The sequence below is a fragment of the Prauserella cavernicola genome (assembly GCF_016595675.1).
Taxonomy (GTDB): Bacteria; Actinomycetota; Actinomycetes; order Mycobacteriales; family Pseudonocardiaceae; genus Prauserella_A; species Prauserella_A cavernicola.
Genome location: NZ_JAENJH010000002.1, coordinates 705,784 through 726,413, shown reverse-complemented (window position 1 = coordinate 726,413; position 20,630 = coordinate 705,784). Strand labels below are relative to the sequence as shown.

Annotated in this window: 21 protein-coding genes; 12 read left to right on the top strand and 9 right to left on the bottom strand. The window is 70.0% G+C overall.

The features are described from left to right. Entirely contained in the window at positions 1–1,344 is a 1,344-nt protein-coding gene (locus JHE00_RS10090) for a 3-oxoacyl-ACP reductase (RefSeq protein WP_200317245.1), read from the bottom strand. A gap of 99 nt (positions 1,345–1,443) precedes the next feature. Here JHE00_RS10090 and JHE00_RS10085 point away from each other — a divergent pair, with 99 nt between their 5' ends. Genes JHE00_RS10085 through JHE00_RS10075 form a run of 3 tightly spaced genes read left to right on the top strand, consistent with a single transcriptional unit; the run spans position 1,444 to position 4,621 of the window. Then, positions 1,444–2,781, top strand: coding sequence for an acetyl-CoA C-acetyltransferase (locus JHE00_RS10085; protein WP_200317243.1), 1,338 nt, complete (start codon positions 1,444–1,446; stop codon positions 2,779–2,781). 56 nt (positions 2,782–2,837) lie between these two features. Next, positions 2,838–3,809, top strand: a complete 972-nt coding sequence (locus JHE00_RS10080; RefSeq protein ID WP_200317241.1) for an ATP-binding cassette domain-containing protein — start codon at positions 2,838–2,840, stop codon at positions 3,807–3,809. Between the two features lie 5 nt (positions 3,810–3,814). Next, on the top strand, positions 3,815–4,621 hold the full coding sequence (locus JHE00_RS10075; RefSeq protein ID WP_230423717.1) for an ABC transporter permease: 807 nt from the start codon (positions 3,815–3,817) through the stop codon (positions 4,619–4,621). A gap of 3 nt (positions 4,622–4,624) precedes the next feature. On the opposite strand, the gene JHE00_RS10070 is transcribed toward JHE00_RS10075, so the two are convergent. Together JHE00_RS10070 and JHE00_RS10065 are read right to left on the bottom strand one after the other, a co-directional pair. Then, complete coding sequence (locus tag JHE00_RS10070; protein ID WP_307831876.1) at positions 4,625–5,173, bottom strand: DoxX family protein; 549 nt, start codon at positions 5,171–5,173, stop codon at positions 4,625–4,627. Between the two features lie 116 nt (positions 5,174–5,289). Further along, positions 5,290–6,333: a glycerophosphodiester phosphodiesterase family protein gene (locus JHE00_RS10065; RefSeq protein ID WP_200318293.1), complete on the bottom strand. Its 1,044-nt coding sequence runs from the start codon at positions 6,331–6,333 to the stop codon at positions 5,290–5,292. A 128-nt stretch (positions 6,334–6,461) separates the two neighbouring features. Between JHE00_RS10065 and JHE00_RS10060 the strand changes: the two genes are divergently transcribed. The 3 genes from JHE00_RS10060 to JHE00_RS10050 all read left to right on the top strand — a co-directional run bounded on the left by JHE00_RS10060 (position 6,462) and on the right by JHE00_RS10050 (position 9,141). After that, positions 6,462–7,658 carry an ATP-binding protein gene (locus JHE00_RS10060; RefSeq protein WP_200317235.1) on the top strand — a complete coding sequence of 399 codons (1,197 nt, stop codon included), beginning with the start codon at positions 6,462–6,464 and terminating at the stop codon, positions 7,656–7,658. Between the two features lie 207 nt (positions 7,659–7,865). Then, positions 7,866–8,027, top strand: coding sequence for a hypothetical protein (locus tag JHE00_RS10055; protein ID WP_200317233.1), 162 nt, complete (start codon positions 7,866–7,868; stop codon positions 8,025–8,027). 190 nt (positions 8,028–8,217) lie between these two features. After that, a complete protein-coding gene (locus JHE00_RS10050) occupies positions 8,218–9,141 on the top strand; it encodes a bifunctional helix-turn-helix transcriptional regulator/GNAT family N-acetyltransferase (RefSeq protein ID WP_200317231.1) in 924 nt (307 codons plus the stop codon). Positions 9,142–9,300: 159 nt separating this feature from the next. Here JHE00_RS10050 and JHE00_RS10045 read toward each other — a convergent pair whose 3' ends face one another. Then, on the bottom strand, positions 9,301–9,867 hold the full coding sequence (locus JHE00_RS10045; RefSeq protein WP_200317230.1) for a peroxidase-related enzyme: 567 nt from the start codon (positions 9,865–9,867) through the stop codon (positions 9,301–9,303). Positions 9,868–9,917: 50 nt separating this feature from the next. Between JHE00_RS10045 and JHE00_RS10040 the strand changes: the two genes are divergently transcribed. After that, the gene (locus tag JHE00_RS10040; RefSeq protein ID WP_307831875.1) at positions 9,918–10,316 is read left to right on the top strand and encodes a YciI family protein; all 399 of its coding nucleotides are present in this window, start codon (positions 9,918–9,920) and stop codon (positions 10,314–10,316) included. 3 nt (positions 10,317–10,319) lie between these two features. Beyond that, positions 10,320–11,558 (top strand): RNA polymerase sigma factor, encoded by a 1,239-nt coding sequence (locus tag JHE00_RS10035; protein ID WP_200317228.1) that lies wholly within the window; start codon positions 10,320–10,322, stop codon positions 11,556–11,558. On the opposite strand, the gene mctP is transcribed toward JHE00_RS10035, so the two are convergent. Continuing rightward, positions 11,552–13,198 carry a monocarboxylate uptake permease MctP gene (mctP, locus tag JHE00_RS10030; RefSeq protein WP_200317226.1) on the bottom strand — a complete coding sequence of 549 codons (1,647 nt, stop codon included), beginning with the start codon at positions 13,196–13,198 and terminating at the stop codon, positions 11,552–11,554. The genes JHE00_RS10035 and mctP overlap by 7 nt on opposite strands. Further along, positions 13,195–13,473, bottom strand: coding sequence for a DUF3311 domain-containing protein (locus JHE00_RS10025; RefSeq protein WP_200317224.1), 279 nt, complete (start codon positions 13,471–13,473; stop codon positions 13,195–13,197). Before JHE00_RS10025 ends, mctP begins: the two co-directional genes overlap by 4 nt. A 117-nt stretch (positions 13,474–13,590) precedes the next feature. On the opposite strand from JHE00_RS10025, the gene JHE00_RS10020 reads away from it, so the two are divergent. The 4 genes from JHE00_RS10020 (at position 13,591) to JHE00_RS10005 (ending at position 17,947) form a co-directional block, all read left to right on the top strand. After that, positions 13,591–14,472: a septum formation family protein gene (locus tag JHE00_RS10020; RefSeq protein WP_230423190.1), complete on the top strand. Its 882-nt coding sequence runs from the start codon at positions 13,591–13,593 to the stop codon at positions 14,470–14,472. A gap of 99 nt (positions 14,473–14,571) precedes the next feature. Next, positions 14,572–16,167 carry an alpha/beta hydrolase gene (locus tag JHE00_RS10015; RefSeq protein ID WP_200317220.1) on the top strand — a complete coding sequence of 532 codons (1,596 nt, stop codon included), beginning with the start codon at positions 14,572–14,574 and terminating at the stop codon, positions 16,165–16,167. Between the two features lie 146 nt (positions 16,168–16,313). Further along, entirely contained in the window at positions 16,314–16,586 is a 273-nt protein-coding gene (locus tag JHE00_RS10010; RefSeq protein WP_200317218.1) for a helix-turn-helix domain-containing protein, read from the top strand. A 74-nt stretch (positions 16,587–16,660) separates the two neighbouring features. Further along, on the top strand, positions 16,661–17,947 hold the full coding sequence (locus JHE00_RS10005; RefSeq protein ID WP_200317216.1) for an Nramp family divalent metal transporter: 1,287 nt from the start codon (positions 16,661–16,663) through the stop codon (positions 17,945–17,947). A 2-nt stretch (positions 17,948–17,949) separates the two neighbouring features. On the opposite strand, the gene JHE00_RS35830 is transcribed toward JHE00_RS10005, so the two are convergent. Genes JHE00_RS35830 through JHE00_RS09990 form a run of 3 tightly spaced genes read right to left on the bottom strand, consistent with a single transcriptional unit; the run spans position 17,950 to position 20,572 of the window. Then, on the bottom strand, positions 17,950–19,149 hold the full coding sequence (locus JHE00_RS35830) for a DUF6297 family protein (protein ID WP_200317214.1): 1,200 nt from the start codon (positions 19,147–19,149) through the stop codon (positions 17,950–17,952). After that, the gene (locus JHE00_RS09995) at positions 19,146–19,748 is read right to left on the bottom strand and encodes an ABC transporter ATP-binding protein (RefSeq protein WP_200317212.1); all 603 of its coding nucleotides are present in this window, start codon (positions 19,746–19,748) and stop codon (positions 19,146–19,148) included. Before JHE00_RS09995 ends, JHE00_RS35830 begins: the two co-directional genes overlap by 4 nt. Next, a complete protein-coding gene (locus tag JHE00_RS09990) occupies positions 19,745–20,572 on the bottom strand; it encodes a TIGR03621 family F420-dependent LLM class oxidoreductase (protein ID WP_230423714.1) in 828 nt (275 codons plus the stop codon). The genes JHE00_RS09995 and JHE00_RS09990 overlap by 4 nt, the downstream gene beginning before the upstream one ends. Positions 20,573–20,630 lie beyond the last annotated feature (58 nt).

Here is a 20,630-nt window from a genome sequence, read left to right as displayed (position 1 = left end):
TCAGGCCCCCAGGAAGGCCTGGCCGCACACGCGCACGACGTTTCCGTTGACCGCGGCGGAACCGGGGTTGGCGTACCAGGCGATGGTCTCGGCGACGTCGACCGGGAGCCCGCCCTGCGCGAGGCTCGACAAGCGCCGCCCGACCTCACGGATCACCACGGGCACCTGCGCGGTCATCTTGGTCTCGATAAATCCCGGCGCGACGGCGTTGATCGTGCCGCCGTACTCGGCGAGCGCGGCCGCGGAGTCGTCGACCATGCCGATCACGCCCGCCTTGCTGGTGGCGTAGTTGGTCTGGCCCAGGTTTCCCGCGATGCCCGCGATGGAGGAGACGCCGACGATGCGGCCGTTGGCGCGCAGCACCTTCTCGGCGAGCAGGGTGTCGTTGACGGCGAGCTGCGCGACGAGGTTGACGGTGAGCACCGCGTCCCATGCGCTCCCGTCGAGGTTGCCGAGCGTCTTATCCCTGGTGATGCCCGCGTTGTGCACGACGACGTCGACGCCGCCGTGGCGCTGGGTGAGGTACTCGGCGAGCCGGGCAGGCGCGTCGGTGGCGGTGATGTCGAGCTGCAGCGCCGAGCCGCCGATCTTGTTGGCCACGGCTGACAGGTCGGCGCCCTGCGCCGGGATGTCGAGCGCCACCACGTGCGCGCCGTCGCGCGCGAGCACCTCGGCGATCGCGGCGCCGATGCCGCGCGACGCACCGGTGACCAGCGCGACCTTGCCCGCCAGCGGCGTCTCCCAGCTCTCCGGAGCCGTCGCCGTGGTGACCCCGCCGGTACCGATGCGGATCACCTGGCCGTCGACGAACGCCGACTTGGCCGAGAGCAGGAAGCGCAGCGTGGACTCGGTGGCGTCCTCCGCGCCTTCGGCCACGTAGACGAGCTGGGCGGTGGCGCCGCGCTTGAGCTCCTTGCCGACCGAGCGGACGAAGCCCTCCAGCGCACGCTGGGCAATGCGCTCCCGACCCGAGGCCAGCTCGGGCGGGGTGCCGAGCACCACGACCCGGCCGCCCGCGGCCACCTTGCGGATCACCGGCTGGAAGAACCGGTGCAGCTCGCGCAGCTGCTCGGGAGCGGTGATGCCGGTGGCGTCGAAGACGAGCGCGCCGGGGCGGACCTCGTCGGCGGCGACCGTGCGCACCTGGAGGCCGAGCGCGCCGAGCTGTGCGGTCAGCGGCTTCTCCAACCGGCCCCCGGGCGCGCCACCGAGAAGTGCGGGACCCTCGAGGGCGGGCTGGCCAGGACGGTATCGGCGCAGCGTGGGCGGGTTCGGCAGGCCGAGCCTCGGCACCAGGAACTTTCCGACCGGTGTCCTGGTGAAGCTGTGATACCTGTCAGCCATCGGATCGCCCTCCTGTGCCGGATCGTGCACCGCCAAGCCTAACCTACTCGCCAGTAGGTTACACTGCCATCGGGTGCGAAACGCTGACCAGGAGGAACCATGACCTCAGCGCAGAAGCCGCGCAAGACCAGCGGTGGCAGCAGGAGCGGCAGGGCCAAGTCGGGCCCCGAGATCCGCAGGGTCGCGATCGTGGGCGCCAACCGGATCCCCTTCGCCCGCTCCAACGGTCCCTACGCCGACGCGTCCAACCAGGACATGCTCACCGCGGCCGTCGACGGGCTGGTCAGCCGGTTCTCTTTGCAGGACCAGCACATCGGCGAGCTCGCCGCGGGCGCCGTGCTCAAGCACTCCCGCGACTTCAACCTCGCCAGGGAGGTCGTGCTCGGCAGCAGGCTCTCGCCGACCACGCCCGCCTCCGACGTGCAGATGGCGTGCGGCACCGGGCTGCAGGCGATCGTCAACGTCGCCAACAAGATCGCGCTCGGACAGGTCGACTCGGCCATCGCGGGCGGCGTGGACACCACGAGCGACGCCCCGCTCGCCGTCAACGACAACCTGCGCAGGCTGCTGGTGCGGCTCAACGCGGCCAAGTCGGTCGGCGACCGGCTCAAGCTCCTCACCAGGATCCGGCCGGGCCACATCGTGCCGGAGATCCCGCGCAACGCCGAGCCGCGCACCGGGCTCTCGATGGGTGAGCACGCCGCGCTCACCGCCAACTCGTGGGAGATCACGCGCGCCGCCCAGGACGAGCTCGCCGCGGCGAGTCACCAGCGGCTCGCCGCCGCCTACGACCGCGGCTTCTTCGACGACCTGCTCACTCCCTACCTCAGGCTCACGCGCGATCAGAACCTGCGCGCCGACTCGACGGTGGAGAAGCTGGCCAAGCTGAAGCCCGCATACGGCGGGCCGGAGGGCACGATGACGGCGGGCAACTCGACGCCGCTCACCGACGGCGCCTCCACGGTCCTGCTCGCCACCGAGCAGTGGGCGAAGGAGCGCAACCTGCCGGTGCTGGCGTATCTGACGTTCTCGCAGACCGCCGCCGTCGACTACGTGCACGGCGAACAGGGCCTGCTGATGGCCCCCGCCTACGCCGTGCCGAAGCTGCTCGACCGGGCCGGTCTGACGCTGGGCGACTTCGACTTCTACGAGATCCACGAGGCGTTCGCGTCGCAGGTGCTCGCGACGCTCAAGGCGTGGGAGGACCCGGCGTTCGCCAAGGAGCGGCTCGGCCGTGACGAACCGCTCGGCTCGATCGACCGGGACAAGCTCAACGTCAACGGCTCCTCGCTCGCCGCGGGACACCCGTTCGCGGCGACCGGCGGGCGGATCGTCGGCACCCTCGCGAAACTGCTCTCGGACAAGGGATCGGGGCGTGGACTGATCTCCATCTGCGCGGCAGGTGGTCAGGGCATCACGGCGATTCTCGAGAAGTAGGTTCGCTCGAGGCAGAACCGCGCGACTTTGTCGGTGGGCGCTCCTACTCTGGCGCCATGTCCGACACCGACAAGGGAGTCGCGGTACGGGCACGCGGCCTCGTCAAGAACTACGGCATGACCCGTGCACTCGACGGCGTTGACCTGGAGATCCCGACCGGGCAGGTACTGGGCCTGCTCGGTCCCAACGGGGCGGGGAAGACCACCACCGTCCGGATTCTCACCACCCTGCTGCGCCCCGACTCGGGCGAGGCGGAGGTGGCGGGGCACGACGTGCTGACCGACCCCGACGGGGTGCGGCGCTCGATCGGGCTCTCCGGTCAGTACGCCGCCGTGGACGAGAACCTCACCGGCTTCGAGAACCTCTACCTCGTCGCCAGGCTCTACGGGCAGCGCAAGGCGCAGGCGCGCCGCCGCTCTCGCGAGCTGCTGGCCCGGTTCCGGCTCGACGAGGCGGCCGACCGGCCGGCCAAGGGCTACTCGGGCGGCATGCGGCGCAGGCTCGACCTCGCGGGCGCGCTCGTGGGTTCGCCGAGCGTCGTGGTGCTCGACGAACCGACCACGGGGCTCGACCCGCGCGGCAGGATCGAGATGTGGGAGGTCATCGAACAGCTGGTCGCCACCGGCGCCACCGTGCTGCTGACCACGCAGTACCTGGAGGAGGCCGACCGGCTCGCCGACTCGGTGGTGGTGATCGACCGGGGCAAGGTGATCGCCGAGGGCACCCCCGACGAGCTCAAGAACCAGTCGGGCGGCGAACGGCTCGAGCTCGTGGTCGGCTCGGCGGAGGAACTGCCGCTGGCCATGCGCGTGCTCGGCGAGATCGGTAGCGGCGAGCCCACCGTGGACGGCCGCGCCCGCCGCGTCGACGTGCTGGTGGACACCGGAACAAAGGCACTGGTCGAGGCACTGCGCAGGCTCGACGCGCAGAACGTGGTGGTGCAGGACGCCGGGCTGCACCGGCCGACGCTCGACGACGTGTTCCTGTCGCTCACCGGGCGGGGCACCGGCGAAGAGGTGCCGTCGTGACCTCCATGACCAAGGTGCTCTCCGACAGCGGCGTCATCACGTGGCGCAACGTCGTGAACGTGCGCCGCAACCCCGAATGGCTGCTCGGGGCCACCGTGTTCCCGATCATGTTCGTGCTGCTGTTCGCCTACGTCTTCGGCGGGGCCATCGGCGGTCCCGGCGGCGGCGGCCTGGCGTACCGGGAGTTCCTGATCGCAGGCATCTTCGCGCAGACGGTGGCCTTCAACTCCTCGTACACGGTGATCGGCTTCGCCAACGACCTGCAGAAGGGCATCATCGACCGGTTCCGCTCGCTGCCGATGTCGCGCTTCGCGGTGATCGTCGGGCGCACGACCGCCGACCAGGTGCTGAGCGTGGTCGTGCTGGTGGTGCTGTCGGTGTGCGGGCTGGCCATCGGCTGGCGCATCCGCGGCAGCGTCGTCGACGCCGTGCTCGGCTACCTGATGATCCTGCTGTTCGCGTTCGCGCTGTCGTGGGTGGGCGCCTACATCGGGCTCATCACGCCGAGCGTCGAGGTGGCCAACAGTGCGGGACTGATCTGGATGTTCCCGCTGACGTTCATCTCGTCGGCCTTCGTTCCTCAGGAGAGCCTGCCCGGCGTGCTGCGCACGATCGCCGACTGGAACCCGTTCACGGCAGCGGTCAACGCGACCAGAGACCTCTTCGGCAACGTCAGTCCGCCGGGCTGGCCGGAGCCGTCGGGCTGGCCAGCCGAGAACGCGGCGCTCTACGCGATCATCAGCTCGATCGCGATCATCGCGATCTTCGCGCCGCTGGCCACGGCGCGGTACCGGCGGGTGGCCAGCAAGTAGTCCTCAGCGCGACAGCGCGGAGTCGAACGCGGACTCGACGGCCTTGGTCGCCTTCTCCGTCGCCTTGCCGGTCTTGCGCTGCACCGTGCCGGCGGTGTCCTGCACCTGATCGGCCGCGTCGTGCGCCGCCTTCTTCGCGCGCCACGCCACCGACGGCTTGCCCTCGGTGTCGGCGGCGGCGAGCAGGAGGCCACCCGCGAGGCCCGCGTTCTTGAGGAAGTGGATCAGCTGCGCCTGGCGCTGCTCGGGGTCCTTCTCATCCCAGAACGGGTGCCCGGCGACGGTGGTCGGCACAAGGCTGCCGAGCAGCAGCAGCGAGGCGACCCGGGGCAGCTTGCCGAACGCGAGCAGGGCCCCGCCCGCGATCTTCACCGCCGCGTCGACCTTCACCAGGGTCACCGGGTCGGTCGGCACCTGCTCGGGCAGCGCGTCGGCCTGCGGCGCGACGGTCTTGTCGACCAGTGGTGCGGCGGCCTGCGCGTGGCCTTCCGCGTTGCGGAGGGCATTGATGCCACCGGAGATGAAGATGGAGGCGAGAAGCGGGCGCGCCACTCGGCGGAGAATCATCGCGACCTTCCCTGGACAGCCGGGATCATTGCGACAACCAACTACCCACTCCTCGCCGTCTTCACCCATCTACGCGTGTATAGCTTCTGAGCTAGAGAGCGCTAGCGAGCCGGATACGACCTCGGCAGGCGGAAGCCCCGGTCGGCGGCGACCTCCCGCAGCCGGTCCGGGTAGTCGGTGATGATCCCGTCCACGCCGTCGTCGATCAGCTTGTGCATGGTCGCCTTGTCGTTGATCGTCCACGGGATCACCTTCAGCCCCGCCCGGTGCGCCTCGTCGACGAGCGCCCTGGTGGTGAACGGCTCGTAGTCGGGGTCGCCCACCGCACCGCCCTGCGGGTTGCCGTGCACGGGCGACAACGCGCTCGCGCCGAACGACTTCGCCGCGCGAACCGGGCTGCCGCCGAAGTCGTCGATGTCGAGCCCACCGAGCCAGGGAGACCGGCCGGGCTGTCCCACCTGCAGGAACTCGGGCTGGGTCAGGGCGACCGTCGGCAGCCACGGCGCGCGCTTGCGCACGAGCATCAGGGCGCCCCAGTCGAAGCTCTGGATGGTGACGCGGTGCGCAAAGCCGGACCGCAGGACCTCCCACACCGCGCGGTTGACGAACTGCTCGCGCGGAGCGGTCTCGTGCGGGGCCGCGGCCTCGACCTTGGTCTCGATGTTGAACCGCACGTTCCACGCGCGGTGCTCGCGCACGAGCGCGAAGAGCTCGGCCAGCGTCGGCATCGTCGCGCCGGGGGAGAGCTCCTGGCCGGGATGGTTCGGCTGGCGCTGCGAGCCGCAGTCGAGTGTGCGGACCTGGGCGAACGTCAAGTCCTTGATGTACTTGCCCGCGTAGGGGTACTGCGGGTCGCCCGGCCGCACCGGCGCGGTGTCGGCGCACTTGGCCGGGTTGATCTGCCGGTCGTGGGTGATCACGTCGCGGCCGTCGCGTGTGATCTGGATGTCGAGCTCGAGCGTGGTCACGCCGAGTTCGAGGGCGCGGGAGAACGCGGCGAGGGTGCCCTCGACGGTCAGCCCGATCCCGCCCCGGTGGGCCTGGATGTCGAAGTTCCTGTGCTTCGGCTTCGCGACCGCGAGGCCACTGGCGGCGAACGACACCACCAGCAGGCTCGTGAGCACCGCGAACGCACGTTTCGTCATGGTCACGGGGCGACACTGGCACCCGAGGGTGACGGCCGGACGAACCCGAGTTGACCATGCGGACACGCCGATAGCCGTATCTCGCGCAATATCGGTTTCGCACTAGAAAACCCAATAGTGTGCCAGCGATGGACCCCGTGCGGAATCCGTTCGCCCCCGGCGCCGGCCAGCGCCCACCCGAACTGGCAGGCCGAGAACGCGAGCTCCAGGCGTTCGACGTGGTGCTGGAACGTGTCGCCAGGGGCAGACCCGAGCGGAGCCTGATGCTGACCGGCCTACGCGGGGTTGGAAAGACCGTGTTGCTCGGCGAACTGCGCTCGATGGCTATCCGGCGGGGCTGGGGTGCGGGCAAGGTCGAGGCCAGGCCCGACGCCGAGCTGCGCAGGCCACTCTCGGCCGCACTGCACAGGGCGATCCGTGACCTCGCCGTGAGGCACCGGGCGCCAGACCGGGTCGACGAGGTGCTGGCCGTGCTCAAGTCGTTCGCGCTCAAGGCCAACAAGCCCGACGCGAAACTGCGCGAGCGCTGGCAGCCGGGCATCGACGTGCCGCCCGCGCAGGGCCGGGCCGACTCCGGCGACATCGAGATCGACCTCGTCGAGCTGTTCACCGACGTCGCGGAACTGGCCACCGACGTCGGCACGGGGGTGGCACTGCTGATCGACGAGATCCAGGACCTGGTGCCCGACGACGTCTCGGCGCTGTGCGCGGCGTGCCACGAGCTGTCGCAGTCCGGCGCTCCGCTGGTGGTCGTCGGCGCGGGCCTGCCGCACGTGCCCGCGGTGCTCTCGGCCTCGAAGTCCTATTCGGAACGACTGTTTCGCTACACCCGCATCGACCGGCTGAGCAGGGGAGACGCCGACCGCGCCGTGCTCGCGCCCGTGGAGCGGGAGGAAGCGGAGATCGCGCCGAAGGCGCTCGCGGCGCTGTTCGAGAGCTCGGGCGGTTACCCCTACTTCGTGCAGGCCTACGGCAAGGCAGCGTGGGACGCGGCGCCGTCGAACCCGATCACTGAGGAGGACGTGGCTGTGGCCTCGCCGGAGGCCGAGGCGGAGCTGGCCGTGGGCTTCTTCGGCTCCCGCGTCGAGCGGGCCACGCCGTCCGAACGCGAGTACCTGCGCGCGATGGCCGAGCTGACCCAGGGCAGGGACGAGAGCGCGGGCACCTCGGACGTGGCGGTGTTCCTCGGCCGCAAGCCGTCGTCACTCTCGCCCGCTCGGGACAGCCTGCTGAAGAAGGGGCTGGTCTACTCCGCGGAGCGCGGGCACATCGCGTTCACGGTGCCGCACTTCGGCAACTATCTACTCAGCCGTGCCGACGATTGAGTCTTCTATAGCTCTCTAGCTGAGAGCCAATACAGCGCTAGACACCGCTAGCGATACATCTCGGCCGAATTTTCCCGCTCTCGCCGATGATCTTTCGGCGAGTAAGCCATCTCACCTGACGATCGTTGGCGACTTTGTGAAAAAAAGTACATAATGGGATATGTACAGCTCAGCCGACGAGACCCCCAAGGGGATGCAGCAGAACCGATGAACAACATCGCCGCCCGACTCCGTGCCCGCCGCGCCGAATCCCGCACCCGCCGAGCCGTCAACCGAGCGATCGACAACGCCGCGACCGCGACCGTCCGACAGGAACTCATCGCCATCGCGCAGACACGCCCGCGCTACGAGCGCTCGCCGCGCGTGTGACCTGAATTACAATCAATCCAGGGTGTAACGCCGCCGCAGGCGGTGTCGATACCCCTCATGACCCCGTGATGCTGGCGGACCCCCGACCTGGCAGCATCACGGGGTTTCCAATTTTCCGCACCCCTTTTTTGTTCGGCCCCCTCATCGCCGGTTATCGTTGACTGAGTCAATGAAATCGCTGAGGTGGTCAATGAACACGCTGCCGGAGCGCATCGCCGGAGTCCGCGCCTTCAACCGGCTCTACACACGCGTGATCGGCGTCCTCGACGAAGGACTGGTCGGCTCCGCCTACTCGCTGAGCGAGGCCAGGGTCCTCTACGAGCTCGCCCAGCAGGACGTCCACGAGGTACCCGAGCTGCGCAGGCGGCTCGACCTCGACGCGGGCTACGCGAGCAGGCTGCTCGGCAAGCTCGAGGCGACGGGACTGCTCGTCCGTGAACGCTCCGAGACCGACGCCCGCAGGCAGACCGTCCGCCTCACCGAGGACGGCCGCGACACGCAGGCCGAGCTCGAGCGCGACACCGACGCCCAGATCGGCCGGCTGCTCGGCACGCTCGCCGAACCCGACCAGCAACGCCTGCTCGCCGCGATGACCGCCGTCACCGGACTGCTCGGCGAGCACCGGCGCGACGCCACGCTCGTGCTGCGCCCGCCGCGCGCGGGTGACTACGGCTGGGTGGTGCAGCGCCACGGCGCCGTCTACGGCACGGAGTACGGCTTCGGCCCCGAGTTCGAGGGGCTCGTGGCGGGCATCGTGGCCGACTACGTCGCCGCGCGGGGCAGCGCTCGCCAGGCCGCGTGGATCGCCGAGCTCGACGGCGAACCCGTCGGCTCCGTCCTCTGCGTGCAGGGCAGTGACGAGACCACCGCCAAGCTGCGGCTGCTGCTCGTCGAGCCCAGTGCCCGCGGCCACGGCGTCGGCAAACGGCTGGTCGCCGAGTGCGTCGAGTTCGCCCGCCGCTGCGGCTACCGCTCGATGGAGCTGTGGACGCAGAGCAACCTCACCGCGGCACGCGCGATCTACCGCGGGGCCGGTTTCGAGCTCGCCGAGAGCGAGGCGCACGACAGCTGGGGCGCCGAGCTGGTCTCCGAGGTCTGGAGGATGCGGCTCTAGGGTGTGCCTGACGATTCCCTGCTGTGCGAGCGGGGATCGGCGTGGTGGCTCGCAAGGCGGAGGAAGGTCCTCGTACTGGGCGTACTCGGGCCTTTCCGACAACGCAGCGAGCGACCGCGCCGGCCCCGCGCAGCCGGCTGCGGAATCGTCGGGCGCACCCTAGCGGCCCATCGAGTAGAACTCGGCGTTCGGCCGCAGTGCCGTGAGGTGGGCGAGCCGGTTCGACAACGCGAACAGTGCGGTGATGGACCCGACGTCCCAGATCTCGTCCTCGGTGAGCCCCGCCGCGCGCGCCGCCGCCAGGTGAGGCTCGCCGAACTTCGCCGAGTCGTGCGCCAGCGCCAGCGCGAGGTCGACGATCGCCCTGCCGCGTTCGTCCAGCTCCACCTGCCACGGGTTCGCCGAGACGCGGTCGGCCAGCTCCGGGTCCTTCGACCGGATGCGCAGGATCGCGCCGTGCGCCACCACGCAGTACGTGCAGTGGTTCGCGCCCGACGTGGCCACCACCACGAGCTCTCGCTCGGCCTTGCTCAGTCCGTCGGACTTGTCCATCAACGCGTCGTGGTAGTCGAGAAACGCCCTCAGCTCGGCAGGCCTGCGGGCCAGCGCGCGGAAGATGTTGGGCACGAAGCCCGACTTCTCGGCGATCGCCCCGACGCGCTCGCGCAGGTCGTCCGGCAGCTCGTCGGGCTCGACGACGCCGAACCTGCTCACCTCGTCGCTCATGGATGTCACGCTAGCGGTGTCGATTTCCGCTGTCCTCGTTCGTCTGTCGGGTGTCCATCGAGAAGAAGAAGAAGAAGAAGGAGGCGGACATGCCCCGCTACGTCGGATTCATCCGCAACGTCGACGACTCGCGCACCGGCCTGAGCCCGGGAGAGGCCCAGCGCACGCTCGAGGCCTACGTCACCTGGAGCGACGACCTGGAACGCCAGGGCAAGTTGGTGCTCAGCAGCGGGCTCTCGCACAGCCAGAGCCGCGTGGTGCGGCTGGTCGACGGATCACTCGCGTCGACCGACGGCCCGCACACCGAGGCCACCGAGGTCGTCGGCGGTTTCATCGTGGTCGAGGCCGACGACCTCGACCAGGCCGAGAAGCTCTTCGGCACCCATCCGCACCTGCGGTTCGGCCCGATCGAGGTGCGCAAGATCGGCGAAAACGGCTGTGAGGCCTGAGCGATGAGCGCGCCGGCCGGCGTGGTGGAGCACCTGTTCCGGCACAGCGCCGGGCAGATCGTCGCCACGCTGGCCCGCACGCTCGGGCCCGCCAGGCTCGACCTCGCCGAGGAGGCCCTCGCCGATGCGATGGAGCAGGCGCTGCGCACCTGGCCGCACAACGGCGTGCCCGCCAATGCGAAGGGCTGGCTGTTCCGAGCGGCCCGCAACCGGGCGCTCGACCTGATCCGCAGGGAGCAGACGCTGCGAGCCAAGCTGCCGTTACTGGCCGAACTCGACCACGACGCCGAACCAGGCGGGGACGCCGAGCTGGCGATGATCCTGCTGTGCTGCCACCCCGAACTACCGCTGGCATCGCAGGTGGCGCTGACGCTGAAGACCGTGGGCGGACTCGGTGTCGACGAGATCGCCTCGGCGTTGCTGGCCAAGCACGCCACCGTCGCGCAGCGCCTCGCGCGGGCCAAGCGCTGGCTGCGCGACGCGGGGCCGCTCGAACTGCCGCCTGCCGACGAGCTGCCAGAGCGCGTCGACAGCGTGCTCTCGGTGCTGTACCTGCTGTTCAACGAGGGCTACGACGCCACGAGCGGCGACGAGGCCGTGCGGGCGGAGCTGTGCGGCGAGGCCATCCGCCTCGGCCGCCTGCTGCTCGCCGATCCGCGCACCGACCTGCCGAGGTCGCGGGCGCTCGTGGGGCTGTTGCTGTTGCAGGCGAGCAGACTGCCCGCCCGGGTGGACGACGACGGTGACGTGCTGCTGCTCGCCGAACAGGACCGAAGCCGGTGGGACACGGCGATGATCGCCGAGGGCACCCGGACCTTCGCCGCGGCCTGCACCGGGGCCGAGCTGTCGGCTTACCACGTGGAAGCCGCGATCGCGTTGTGCCACGTGAGCTCTGCCGACCCGCACGGCACGGACGACACCGACTGGCCGAGGATCCTGGACCTCTACGACCGGCTCGTGGAGCTGCGTCCCTCACCGGTGGCGTGGCTGAACCGCGCGATCGCGGTGTCGATGGTGCACGGCCCCCGGCGGGGGATCGCCGAGCTGGAACGACTCGAGGACGATCCCCGGCTCGCCGGGTACCGGTTGCTGCCCTCGGCCCTCGCCGCGTTGTGGATGCGGGCGGGGGAGCCCGGCAGGGCCGCCGCGTACTACCGCGCGGCCGTGGCCATGCCGGGCTCCGAGCCGCAGCGCAGGTTGCTGCGCCGCCGCCTCGCCGAGTGTGTCGCCGCCGATCAGTGAGGCGCGGCGACCGGGCGGAGGTCCTCGTCGCCCTCGTCGACGTGGTAGTCGGCATCCACTGTGGTGTCGGTTCCGTTGGACACCTTGAGCTGACGCGCGATCACACTCACCACCGCGGCCACCAGCAGGTTGGCCAGCAGCGCCACGATGCCGACGTAGATCTGCACCGTGGAGCCCGCGAACGGCTGCCAGCCGAAGATGTTCAGCTTGTCCAGCGCGAGCGCCGCGCCACCGAAGTGCTCCCTGCCCGTCGCCGGGTTCGGGATGCCGTAGAGCAGCGTCATTCCCCAGCCCATGCCGATGATCCAGCCCGCGACGAGTCCCCACCGGTGCAGCCAGCGCGTGTAGAGCGCGATGGCCACGGCCGGCAGCGTCTGCAGGATGATCACACCGCCGATCAACTGCAGGTCGATCGAGAACTGCGGGTCGAGGAACAGGATGCACGCCACCGCGCCGAACTTGACGATCAGCGAGGAGAGCTTGGCCTGCCGTGCCTCCTCCTTGGGCGTGGCGTCGCGCTTGATGAACTCCTTGTAGATGTTGCGGGTCCACAGGTTCGCGGCCGCGATCGACATGATCGCCGCCGGAACGAGCGCGCCGATCCCGATCGCGGCGAAGGCGATGCCCGCGAACCACGACGGGAACTGGTCGTCGAACAGCTTCGGCACGATGGTGTTCGTGTCCGGGTTTCCGGTGGCCTGGTTGGTGATCGCCTCCGTGCCGGCCGCGATCGCCGCGAAACCGAGCAGTGCCAGCAGACCGAGCAACAGCGAGTACGCGGGCAGCGCGGACATGTTGCGCTTGAGCACGTTGCGCCCGCGCGAGGCCAGCACACCGGTGACCGAGTGCGGGTAGAGGAACAGCGCGAGCGCCGAACCCAGTGCCAGCGTGGCGTACTGGAGCTGATTGTTGCCGTTGAGCAGAATGCCGTCACTCTCGGCGTCGGTCGCCGCGAACTTCTCCTGCGCCGCACCGAAGATCGAGTCCCAGCCGCCCAGCTTGATGGGCAGGTAGATCACCGCGACGATGATGACGATGTAGACGAGCAGGTCCTTGACGAACGCGATCAGCGCGGGCGCACGCAGGCCCGACTGGTACGTGTAGACCGCCAGGATGATGAACGCGATCAGCAGCGGCAGGTGGCCGAGGAAGCCGCCCGCGTTGAAGCCCATCGTCCGCAGCACCGCCTCGAGGCCGACCAGCTGCAGCGCGATGTAGGGCATCGTCGCCACGATGCCGGTCACCGCGATGAGCGTGGCCAGCAACGGCGAGCCGTAGCGCCCGCGCACGAAGTCGGCGGGCGTCACGTAGCCGCGGGCCCTCGACACCGACCACAGGCGCAGCAGCGGCAGGAACACCAGCGGGTAGGCCAGGATCGTGTACGGCAGCGCGAAGAAGCCCATCGCGCCCGCGCCGAACAGCAGCGCGGGCACCGCGACGAACGTGTACGCCGTGTAGAGGTCGCCACCGATCAGGAACCACGTGATCCAGGAGCCGAACTTGCGGCCGCCGAGACCCCACTCGTCGAGGTGGTCGAGCGTGTCACCCGCCTTCCACCGCGCGGCCACGAAGCCCAGCACGGTGACCAGCAGGAACAGCGTCGAGAAGATGATCAGTTCCGGCCATTGCAGGTCGGTCATCGCAGGCTCCCCTCATCGAGGTCGTCGACGTCGGTCGGCTCGGTGCGAGGGGCGGAGCCCCGCCGGTTCTTCGTCCCGAAGTACACGAGCGTCGTGCAGGTGACGCCGACCGCGATGCCGACGAACTGGAACCAGTAGAAGAACGGCATCCCGAACAACGTGGGCTCGACCCGGTTGTAGAGGGGAGTCAGCAAGATCCAGAACGGAATGATCAGTAACAGGTTCCAGGGGCTGAACCGCAGCCCGGAACCCTTCGCGCCGCTTTGCGCTGCCACAGCAGTTCACCAGCTCTCGTGATGACATGTGAATGACCCACCGGTAATGCGGCGTCGACCTTAAGTCTTCGATGCGGTCCCTCGGTAGGGTCTGTACCGATGTCGAGACATGGGCGAATGCTTTCCGCGGTCGTGCTGGCGGCCGCCGTGACGCTGTCGGCGTGTGCCAGCCAGGTCGGTGGCACGCCCTCCGCGGACGAGTCCGGCGGCTCACCGGATGCCGACCCGTCCGTGACCAGCACCAACGCGGGCGAGCCCTCGGCTCCGGCCGAGCGGGGAACCGAGGCCGCCGAGCCCGCGGCACCCGGAGAGTGCGTCGACGGCAGCGACACCTCCGCAGTGGACTGCGCGCAGCCGCACACCGTGGAGATCACCAAGGAGGGCACGTTCGGCAGCGGGCTGCCCTCGGAGTCCCCGGACAAGGCCACGATCTTCGCCGAGGTGTTCCCGGAGTGCAGGCAGGCGGCGGCCGACTACCTCGGTAGCGCCCAGTACGACGCCACCACGCTCGGCGCCTGGATGTTGTGGGCCGACAAGGACGACTGGCAGGCGGGCGATCGCTGGTACCGCTGCGGCGTCGCCCAGCTGAGCCCCGGCGGTGAGGCGCAGTCGCGCACGGGCTCCGCCCGCGACGTGCTGGCGGGCGAACGGCGTTTCGAGTTCCAGCTCTGCTCGTCGGTGCGGCCCTCGCAGGAACTGCCGCAGCAGGTGCCGTGCGACGACCCGCACCGGGCCGAGGCCATCGGCGCGGTGCCCGTCGGCAACGCGGGCGAGAAGTTCCCCAGCGACGAGCAGTTCAACGCCGAGGCCGCACCCTCGTGCAGGCAGCTGCTGAGCGAGTACCTGGGCTCCGCCCGCGACGACGTCGCGGCGTCGTGGCGCTGGCCGGATCAGACCAACTGGAGCCACGGCTTCACCAACATCACCTGCTACGCCGAGACCGAAGCCCCGGTGAACGGCTCGCTGCGCGGTATCGGTTCGTCGCCTTTGCCCCGCTAGTCCCCGCAGGACCACTTAGGACCCGACGAACGACCGGTTGCCGGTGCGTCCCCCGCGGGATTCAATGTCGGCCGGCACACCAATTCGAGGGGCAACAACATGAGAAGACTTCGCCTCGCCGTGGTCGTCCCGGCGATGGCAGCCTCGCTGCTGGCCGGAACCACCCCGGCGCTGGGGCAGCAGACCGCCGACGCACCCGAGTTCCCCGCGCGCTACGCGGACCAGACGCTCGACTGGCACCCCTGCGGTGAGGACGAGCTGCCCTCGGCCCCGCCCGAGGGCGCCGAGGACATCGAGTGCGCCACGTTCCTCGCCCCGCGTGACTGGGACGACCCCGACGAGGGCACCGATCTCACCATCGCGGTCAGCAGGCTCAAGGCGACCGGAGGGCCCGCGACGGCGAGCGTCATCACCAACCCCGGCGGCCCCGGAGCGCCCGGCCGCAGCTTCCCGGCGCGACTGCGCGACCAGGACCGGCTCCGGGAGCAGCAGGAGATCATCGGTCTGGACCCGCGTGGCACCGGCAAGAGCACCAGCATCACGTGCGGCGGCGCGATCGGCACGGGCAGCGCACTGGACCCGAGGGACCGCAGCAGGAAGAACCTGGACCTGATCCTCGACGCCACCAAGTACGCCGCCGAGTCGTGCCAGTTCAAGTCCGGCGAGCTCGGCCCGCTGGTCAACACCTCCCAGACCATCCGCGACATCGACCTGCTCCGCTCGCTGCTGGGCAGGGACACGATCAACTGGGTCGGCTACTCGGCGGGCACGTGGCTCGGCGCGCACTACGCGCAGGAGTTCCCCGAGCACACCGGCCGGTTCGTGCTCGACTCGGCCACCGAGTTCACCACCACCTGGCAGAAGTCGTTCGACTGGCAGCCGCTGGGCTTCGAGCGCCGCTGGCGCGAGGACTTCCTGCCGTGGCTGGCGAAGTACGACTCGGTCTACGGCTTCGGCACCACGGGCGAGCAAACCCGTGAGACCTACGAGCAGGTCCGCGCCGCGCTGGCCGAGCAGCCGGTGGACTTCGAGGGCGAGCCGCTCGGGGCGAACGAACTCGACTCGACGATCGCCACGCAGCTCTACGACAAGTCGGTCTTCCCCGACCTCGCCGACTATCTGGTGAGCGTGCGGACGCTCACCGAGGAGTCCGCGACCGAGGAGCAGCAGGCCTCCGCGCTGGCGACGGTCGCGGCGAACGTGCCCGAGGCCGAGGTGCTCGGTCCGCAGCCGCTGGTCGTACCCGGCGAGTACGCCGACTCCTACGACGCGAGCTTCTGGACGATCCCCTGCAACGAGGGTCCGTGGAACGCCAACCGCAACAGCGTGGTCCGGCAGTCCGAGGAGCTGGGGCAGCAGTACCCGTTGCTCGGCTGGGCCTGGCTGGTGCAACCGTGCATCTTCTGGAAGAACAAGCCCGCGAAGCTGCCGAAGCTGGACGGCGAGGGTGTGCCCCCGGTGCTGATCGTGCAGTCCGAGCACGACCCGGCCACGCCGATCGAGGGCGCGCGGCGCGCCCACGAGGCGTTCGAGGGCTCGCGGATGCTGACGATCACCGACGAGGGCGATCACGGCATCTACGCGGGCGGCAACGACTGCGCCGACGGTGTCGTCGAGGACTATCTGGTCGACGGCGTGGTGCCGGACGACAGGTCGTGCCCCGGAATGCCACTGCCGGTGCCGCCGGGCGCCTGACCCGGCCCGGACACCCACGGGGGCGCTCTCGTTCGCGAGGGCGCCCCCGTTTTTCGTCCACCGCTCGTCCACAGTGATCCACAGGTTGTACACAGAGTTGTCCACAGGCTGTGTGTACAGCCGCGAGCGGTATTAGTATCTGAGCCGTGGTGCGAGTGCCGTTGAGCGAAGCAGAACGGGCCCGCGGCGAGCGGCTGGGAGCCGCGCTCCGAGAGGTCAGGGGCGTCCGGAGCATGGTGGAGGTCGCCGCGCAGGCCGGGATCTCCGTCGAGACGCTCCGCAAGATCGAGACCGGCCGGATCCCGACCCCCGCGTTCTTCACGGTCGTCGCCGTCGCCGATGCCGTCGGCCTCTCGCTCGACGCGCTGCGCGGCCTGGTCGAGACCGCGGAACCGGGCTCGCTGCCCCGCGTCTCCTGAGCCAGATCACGGTTGTGTCATCGCCCGAATCGCCCTGGTTCCGTTGAGGGCTTGAGCGGGTTACGTTACCGGGCATGTCTCACGAGGTCGGGCACGAGGACGTCAAGGATGTACCTGTCGGCTGGAAGGCCAAAATCAAGCAGGTAGGCCCTGGCATCATGGCCGCCGCCACGGGCGTCGGCGCGGGCGACCTGGTCGCCACCATGGTCGCGGGTTCGCGCTACGGCTACGCCCTGCTGTGGGCCGTGGTCGTCGGGGCCATCTTCAAGATCGCGCTCGCCGAGGCGGTCGGCAGGTGGCACCTGACCTCGGGCAGCACGATGCTCGGCGGCTGGCGCACGCTGGGCAGGGGCGTGCTCGTCTACTTCGGCGCCTACGCCGTCGTGTGGGGATTCGTCTACGGCGCCACCGCGATGTCGGCGTCCGGCCTCCCGCTCAACGCGCTCTTCCCCGACATCTCGCTGCGGGTGTGGGGCATCGTCTGCGGCCTCGCGGGGCTCGCCCTGATCTGGTTCGGCCGCTACGCGCTGATCGAGAAGATCATGACGATCTTCGTCGGCGTCATGTTCGTGACCGTGGTGGGCACCGCGATCCTGGTGGCTCCCAACCTGCTCGACGCGGCGTCCGGTTTCGTGCCGACGCTGCCCGACGGCTCGTTCATCTACGCGCTCGGACTCATCGGCGGCGTCGGCGGCACGATCACGATGGCCGCCTACGGCTACTGGACGATGGCCAAGGGCTGGCGCTCGTCCAAGTGGCTCCCGATGATGCGGCTGGACAACACCGTCGGCTACGTGACCACGGCGATCTTCGTGGTCGCGATGCTCGTGGTCGGCGCCGAGATCCTGATGGGCACCGACATCGTCTCCGGCGACGAGGGCCTGCTGACGCTCGGCAACGTGCTCGCGCAGGACTACGGCGAGTGGGCCCGGATCCCGTTCCTGATCGGCTTCTTCGCCGTCTCCTTCACCTCGCTGATCGGCGTGTGGAACGGCGTGAGCCTGCTGTTCGCCGACTGGTGGCGCACGTGGCGGCTACCCGCGGACGCGGAGTACGGGCTCGAGGACTACGACCGCAAGGCGGGCGAGAAGAGCCCCGCGTTCCGCGGATACGTGCTGTGGCTGACGTTCCCGCCGATGGCGCTGCTCTTCCTCGACCGACCGTTCCAGCTCACCGTGGTCTACGGCGTGCTGGGCGCGTTGTTCATGCCGTTCCTCGCCGGAACGCTGCTGGTGTTGCTCAACTCCAGCCGCGTGCCGCGCGAGGGCCGTTCGCACTGGCTGTCCAACAGCCTGCTCGTGGTGTGCCTCGCGCTGTTCGCCTACCTGGCGGTGGACGAGATCATCGGCATCTTCAACTAGCGTCAGCGCAGCACTCCCCAGACGACGAGCCCGAGCGTCACCAGCACGGTGAGCACACCGGAGGGCTGGGAGACGAGCACCAGCACGCCGAGCACACCGAGGTCCGGCCCCCGCACCGCCTGCGCGACGAGGCGGACGGGTGCCGGGCCGAACGGTGTGTCCGTCATGCCTGGGGAGTCGTAGCCGATCGGCGGACGCGTGGCGGTGCGCAGCACCATCGCAGCCGCGAGCGGCACCGCGAGCCACGCGGCTCCCGCGAGCGGCGAGCCGAGCAGCACCGTGCCCGCGAACGCCACCAGTGCCCAGCCCAAGGCGAGCCCGCCCAGCGCCGCGGCGTGCCAGCCGCGCAGCGCGCGGTCGGAGACGTCGAGCCAGCGGCGCAGTCCCGGCGAGCGCCACAGCTGCCCGATCCCGCCGCCGAAGGGCAGCAGCGCCGCGTACGCGCCGAGCCCGACCAATACCGCGTCGGGCACACCCGGCAGCGCGACGTGCGCGAGCGCCACCACCGAGGCCAGCAACACGGCGGGCACCGCGAACCGCGCGCGGGCCGCCATCCCGGCGAGCGCGAACGCCGCCACCGAGCGCACGGGCCTGCCCGGCACCGGGTGGGCCGACGGCAGCATCATGCTCGGATCGAGGAAGGTCACCGAGACCAGGCGCACCACGCGTGCCGACCAGCCGTCCACGAGCCGCTGCCGCCCAGCGGCCACCGCGACGGGCAGCCGTAGCGGCGGGCCCACTCCGGCGGCGCGCGGCAGCACCACAGCCGTGACGAGCACCAGCACACCGAAGCCCGCGTACCAGGTCCACAGTGGAACAGTGGCGGCCGCGGCGAGCAGCGCACCGAGGTAGCCAAGCGCGAGCAGCCTCCCGAACCACACCGTCCACACGCGACCACTGACCAGGCGAACGCGGTCGTGCCCGGTGAAGTCGAGCCAGGTGAGCACCGCGGGCTCGGCCCACAGGAACGAGCGGTTCAGCATCGAACCGAGCAACAGCACGGCGAGCACGGCGAACAACCCGAGCAGGACCGGCGGGTGGGCGGCCATCCCGGCGAAGAGCACCGAGCGCCACCACTCGAGCCGGAAGAACGCCATCACCAGCCAGCCGAACGCGAACACCGCGATGAACGTCGGGGTGTCGCCGGAGAGGAGTCCGCCGAACCGGGCGCGGCCGGGCACCCGGACCGCGGTCGCCGTCACGCCAGATCCACGACGTGATCGGCCGAGTCAAGCAGTGGCGGGTGGTGCGTCGCGAGCACCACGACCGCGCCCCGGGCGACCGCGCGCGAGACCACCGTGGTGATCCACTCCTTGCCCGCCGCGTCCAGCGCGCGCTCCGGCTCGTCGAGCAGCAGCACATCGAACGGCCGGGCGGTGGCCCCGAGCAGCAACAGCCTGCGCCGTTGGCCGGCCGAGAACCGGCCCGCCGAGACCGTGGCGCGCTCGCCGAGGCCTGCGTCGGCGAGCAGCCCGTCGTAGTCCAGTTCCACATCGAACGAGCCCGCGATCAAGTCCAGGTGCTGCAACGGTGTGAGCTCGGCGAAGAAGTCGGAGTCGTCCAGCAGCGCCGAGACGTTGCGGCGAAAACTCCGGTCGCGTTCGTCCGGCTGCTCGCCGAACACCGTGAGCACGCCCTCGGTCGGCTCCTGCATGCCATAACAGCAACGCAGCAACGTCGACTTGCCACTGCCGTTCGGGCCGACGAGCGCGAGGCACTGCCCAGGACCGACGTCCAGGTCGAGATCCCGGAACAGCCAGTACTCCCCGGCCCTGACACCGACACCCTTCGCGGTGATCAACGGAGCCTGCCGAGCACGGCGGAGAAGGCGTCGAGATCCTTCTCCATGACGGTGAAGTACGTGAAGCCGTAGTCCTCGCGCCGCGAGCGCACCTGCTCGGCGATCTCGTCGAGGGTGCCCACCAGCAGCACCGGCAGCTCGGCCAGCTCCTCGGCGGTCCGGTCCGGCGCGAGCGCGCGCAGCTCCTCCAGCGCGCCTCGCCGATCGTCGGTCACCTGCACATGCTGGACGAGCAGGTTCAGCTCCAGCTCCGCGAAACGACTGCCCGCCTGCGCGCGCACGAACTCGACGCGCTCGGCCAGTTCCACCGGACCCGAGGTCCGCGCCGCCGCACCGTCGCGCGTGAAACTCACGCCGGTGAAGCCGACGATGTCGGCCTCGCGGGCGGCGATCCGGAGCATGCGATCGCGCTGCCCGCCCAGCAGCAGCGGCGGAGGCGGCCGCTGCTCGTCGGCGAAGCGCTTCCGCAGTTCGGCGATCGCGTGCTCGAGGTGGTCCAGCCTGGCGCCGGGACCTGGAAACGGCAGGCCCGCCGCGTCGAACTCCGCCTTGACGTAGCCGGTCCCCAGCCCGAGATCGAGTCGGCCGTCGACGAACTGGTCGGTGCCCGCGGCGTCACGCGCGAGCAACACCGGGTTGTAGAAGCTCGTGTTGAGCACGAAGGAACACAGTCGAACGCGTTCGGTCGCCTCAGCGGCGAGCACGATGGCGGGAAAAGGGGCCGGCATTCCAATGTGGTCGGCCACGGCGATGACGTCGTAGCCCAGTTGCTCCGCCTTGCGGCATTTGTCCACCCAGTCGGCCCGCTTCGCCGGAGCCATCATGTTCACGCCGAAGCGGAACTCTCGCCCAGTCGTCGCGATCACGATCCCGACGCTACCC

Excerpts from the sequence above, each read along its gene's own strand:
- JHE00_RS10085 (WP_200317243.1), top strand. The coding sequence starts at position 1,444 with ATGACCTCAGCGCAGAAGCCGCGCAAGACCAGCGGTGGCAGCAGGAGC.
- JHE00_RS10060 (WP_200317235.1), top strand. The coding sequence starts at position 6,462 with ATGGACCCCGTGCGGAATCCGTTCGCCCCCGGCGCCGGCCAGCGCCCA.
- JHE00_RS10035 (WP_200317228.1), top strand. The coding sequence starts at position 10,320 with ATGAGCGCGCCGGCCGGCGTGGTGGAGCACCTGTTCCGGCACAGCGCC.
- JHE00_RS10090 (WP_200317245.1), bottom strand. The coding sequence starts at position 1,344 with ATGGCTGACAGGTATCACAGCTTCACCAGGACACCGGTCGGAAAGTTC.
- JHE00_RS10075 (WP_230423717.1), top strand. The coding sequence starts at position 3,815 with ATGACCAAGGTGCTCTCCGACAGCGGCGTCATCACGTGGCGCAACGTC.
- JHE00_RS10005 (WP_200317216.1), top strand. The coding sequence starts at position 16,661 with ATGTCTCACGAGGTCGGGCACGAGGACGTCAAGGATGTACCTGTCGGC.
- JHE00_RS10080 (WP_200317241.1), top strand. The coding sequence starts at position 2,838 with ATGTCCGACACCGACAAGGGAGTCGCGGTACGGGCACGCGGCCTCGTC.
- JHE00_RS09990 (WP_230423714.1), bottom strand. The coding sequence starts at position 20,572 with ATGATGGCTCCGGCGAAGCGGGCCGACTGGGTGGACAAATGCCGCAAG.
- JHE00_RS10065 (WP_200318293.1), bottom strand. The coding sequence starts at position 6,333 with ATGACGAAACGTGCGTTCGCGGTGCTCACGAGCCTGCTGGTGGTGTCG.
- JHE00_RS10050 (WP_200317231.1), top strand. The coding sequence starts at position 8,218 with ATGAACACGCTGCCGGAGCGCATCGCCGGAGTCCGCGCCTTCAACCGG.
- JHE00_RS10020 (WP_230423190.1), top strand. The coding sequence starts at position 13,591 with ATGCTTTCCGCGGTCGTGCTGGCGGCCGCCGTGACGCTGTCGGCGTGT.
- mctP (WP_200317226.1), bottom strand. The coding sequence starts at position 13,198 with ATGACCGACCTGCAATGGCCGGAACTGATCATCTTCTCGACGCTGTTC.
- JHE00_RS10055 (WP_200317233.1), top strand. The coding sequence starts at position 7,866 with ATGAACAACATCGCCGCCCGACTCCGTGCCCGCCGCGCCGAATCCCGC.
- JHE00_RS10015 (WP_200317220.1), top strand. The coding sequence starts at position 14,572 with ATGAGAAGACTTCGCCTCGCCGTGGTCGTCCCGGCGATGGCAGCCTCG.
- JHE00_RS10045 (WP_200317230.1), bottom strand. The coding sequence starts at position 9,867 with ATGAGCGACGAGGTGAGCAGGTTCGGCGTCGTCGAGCCCGACGAGCTG.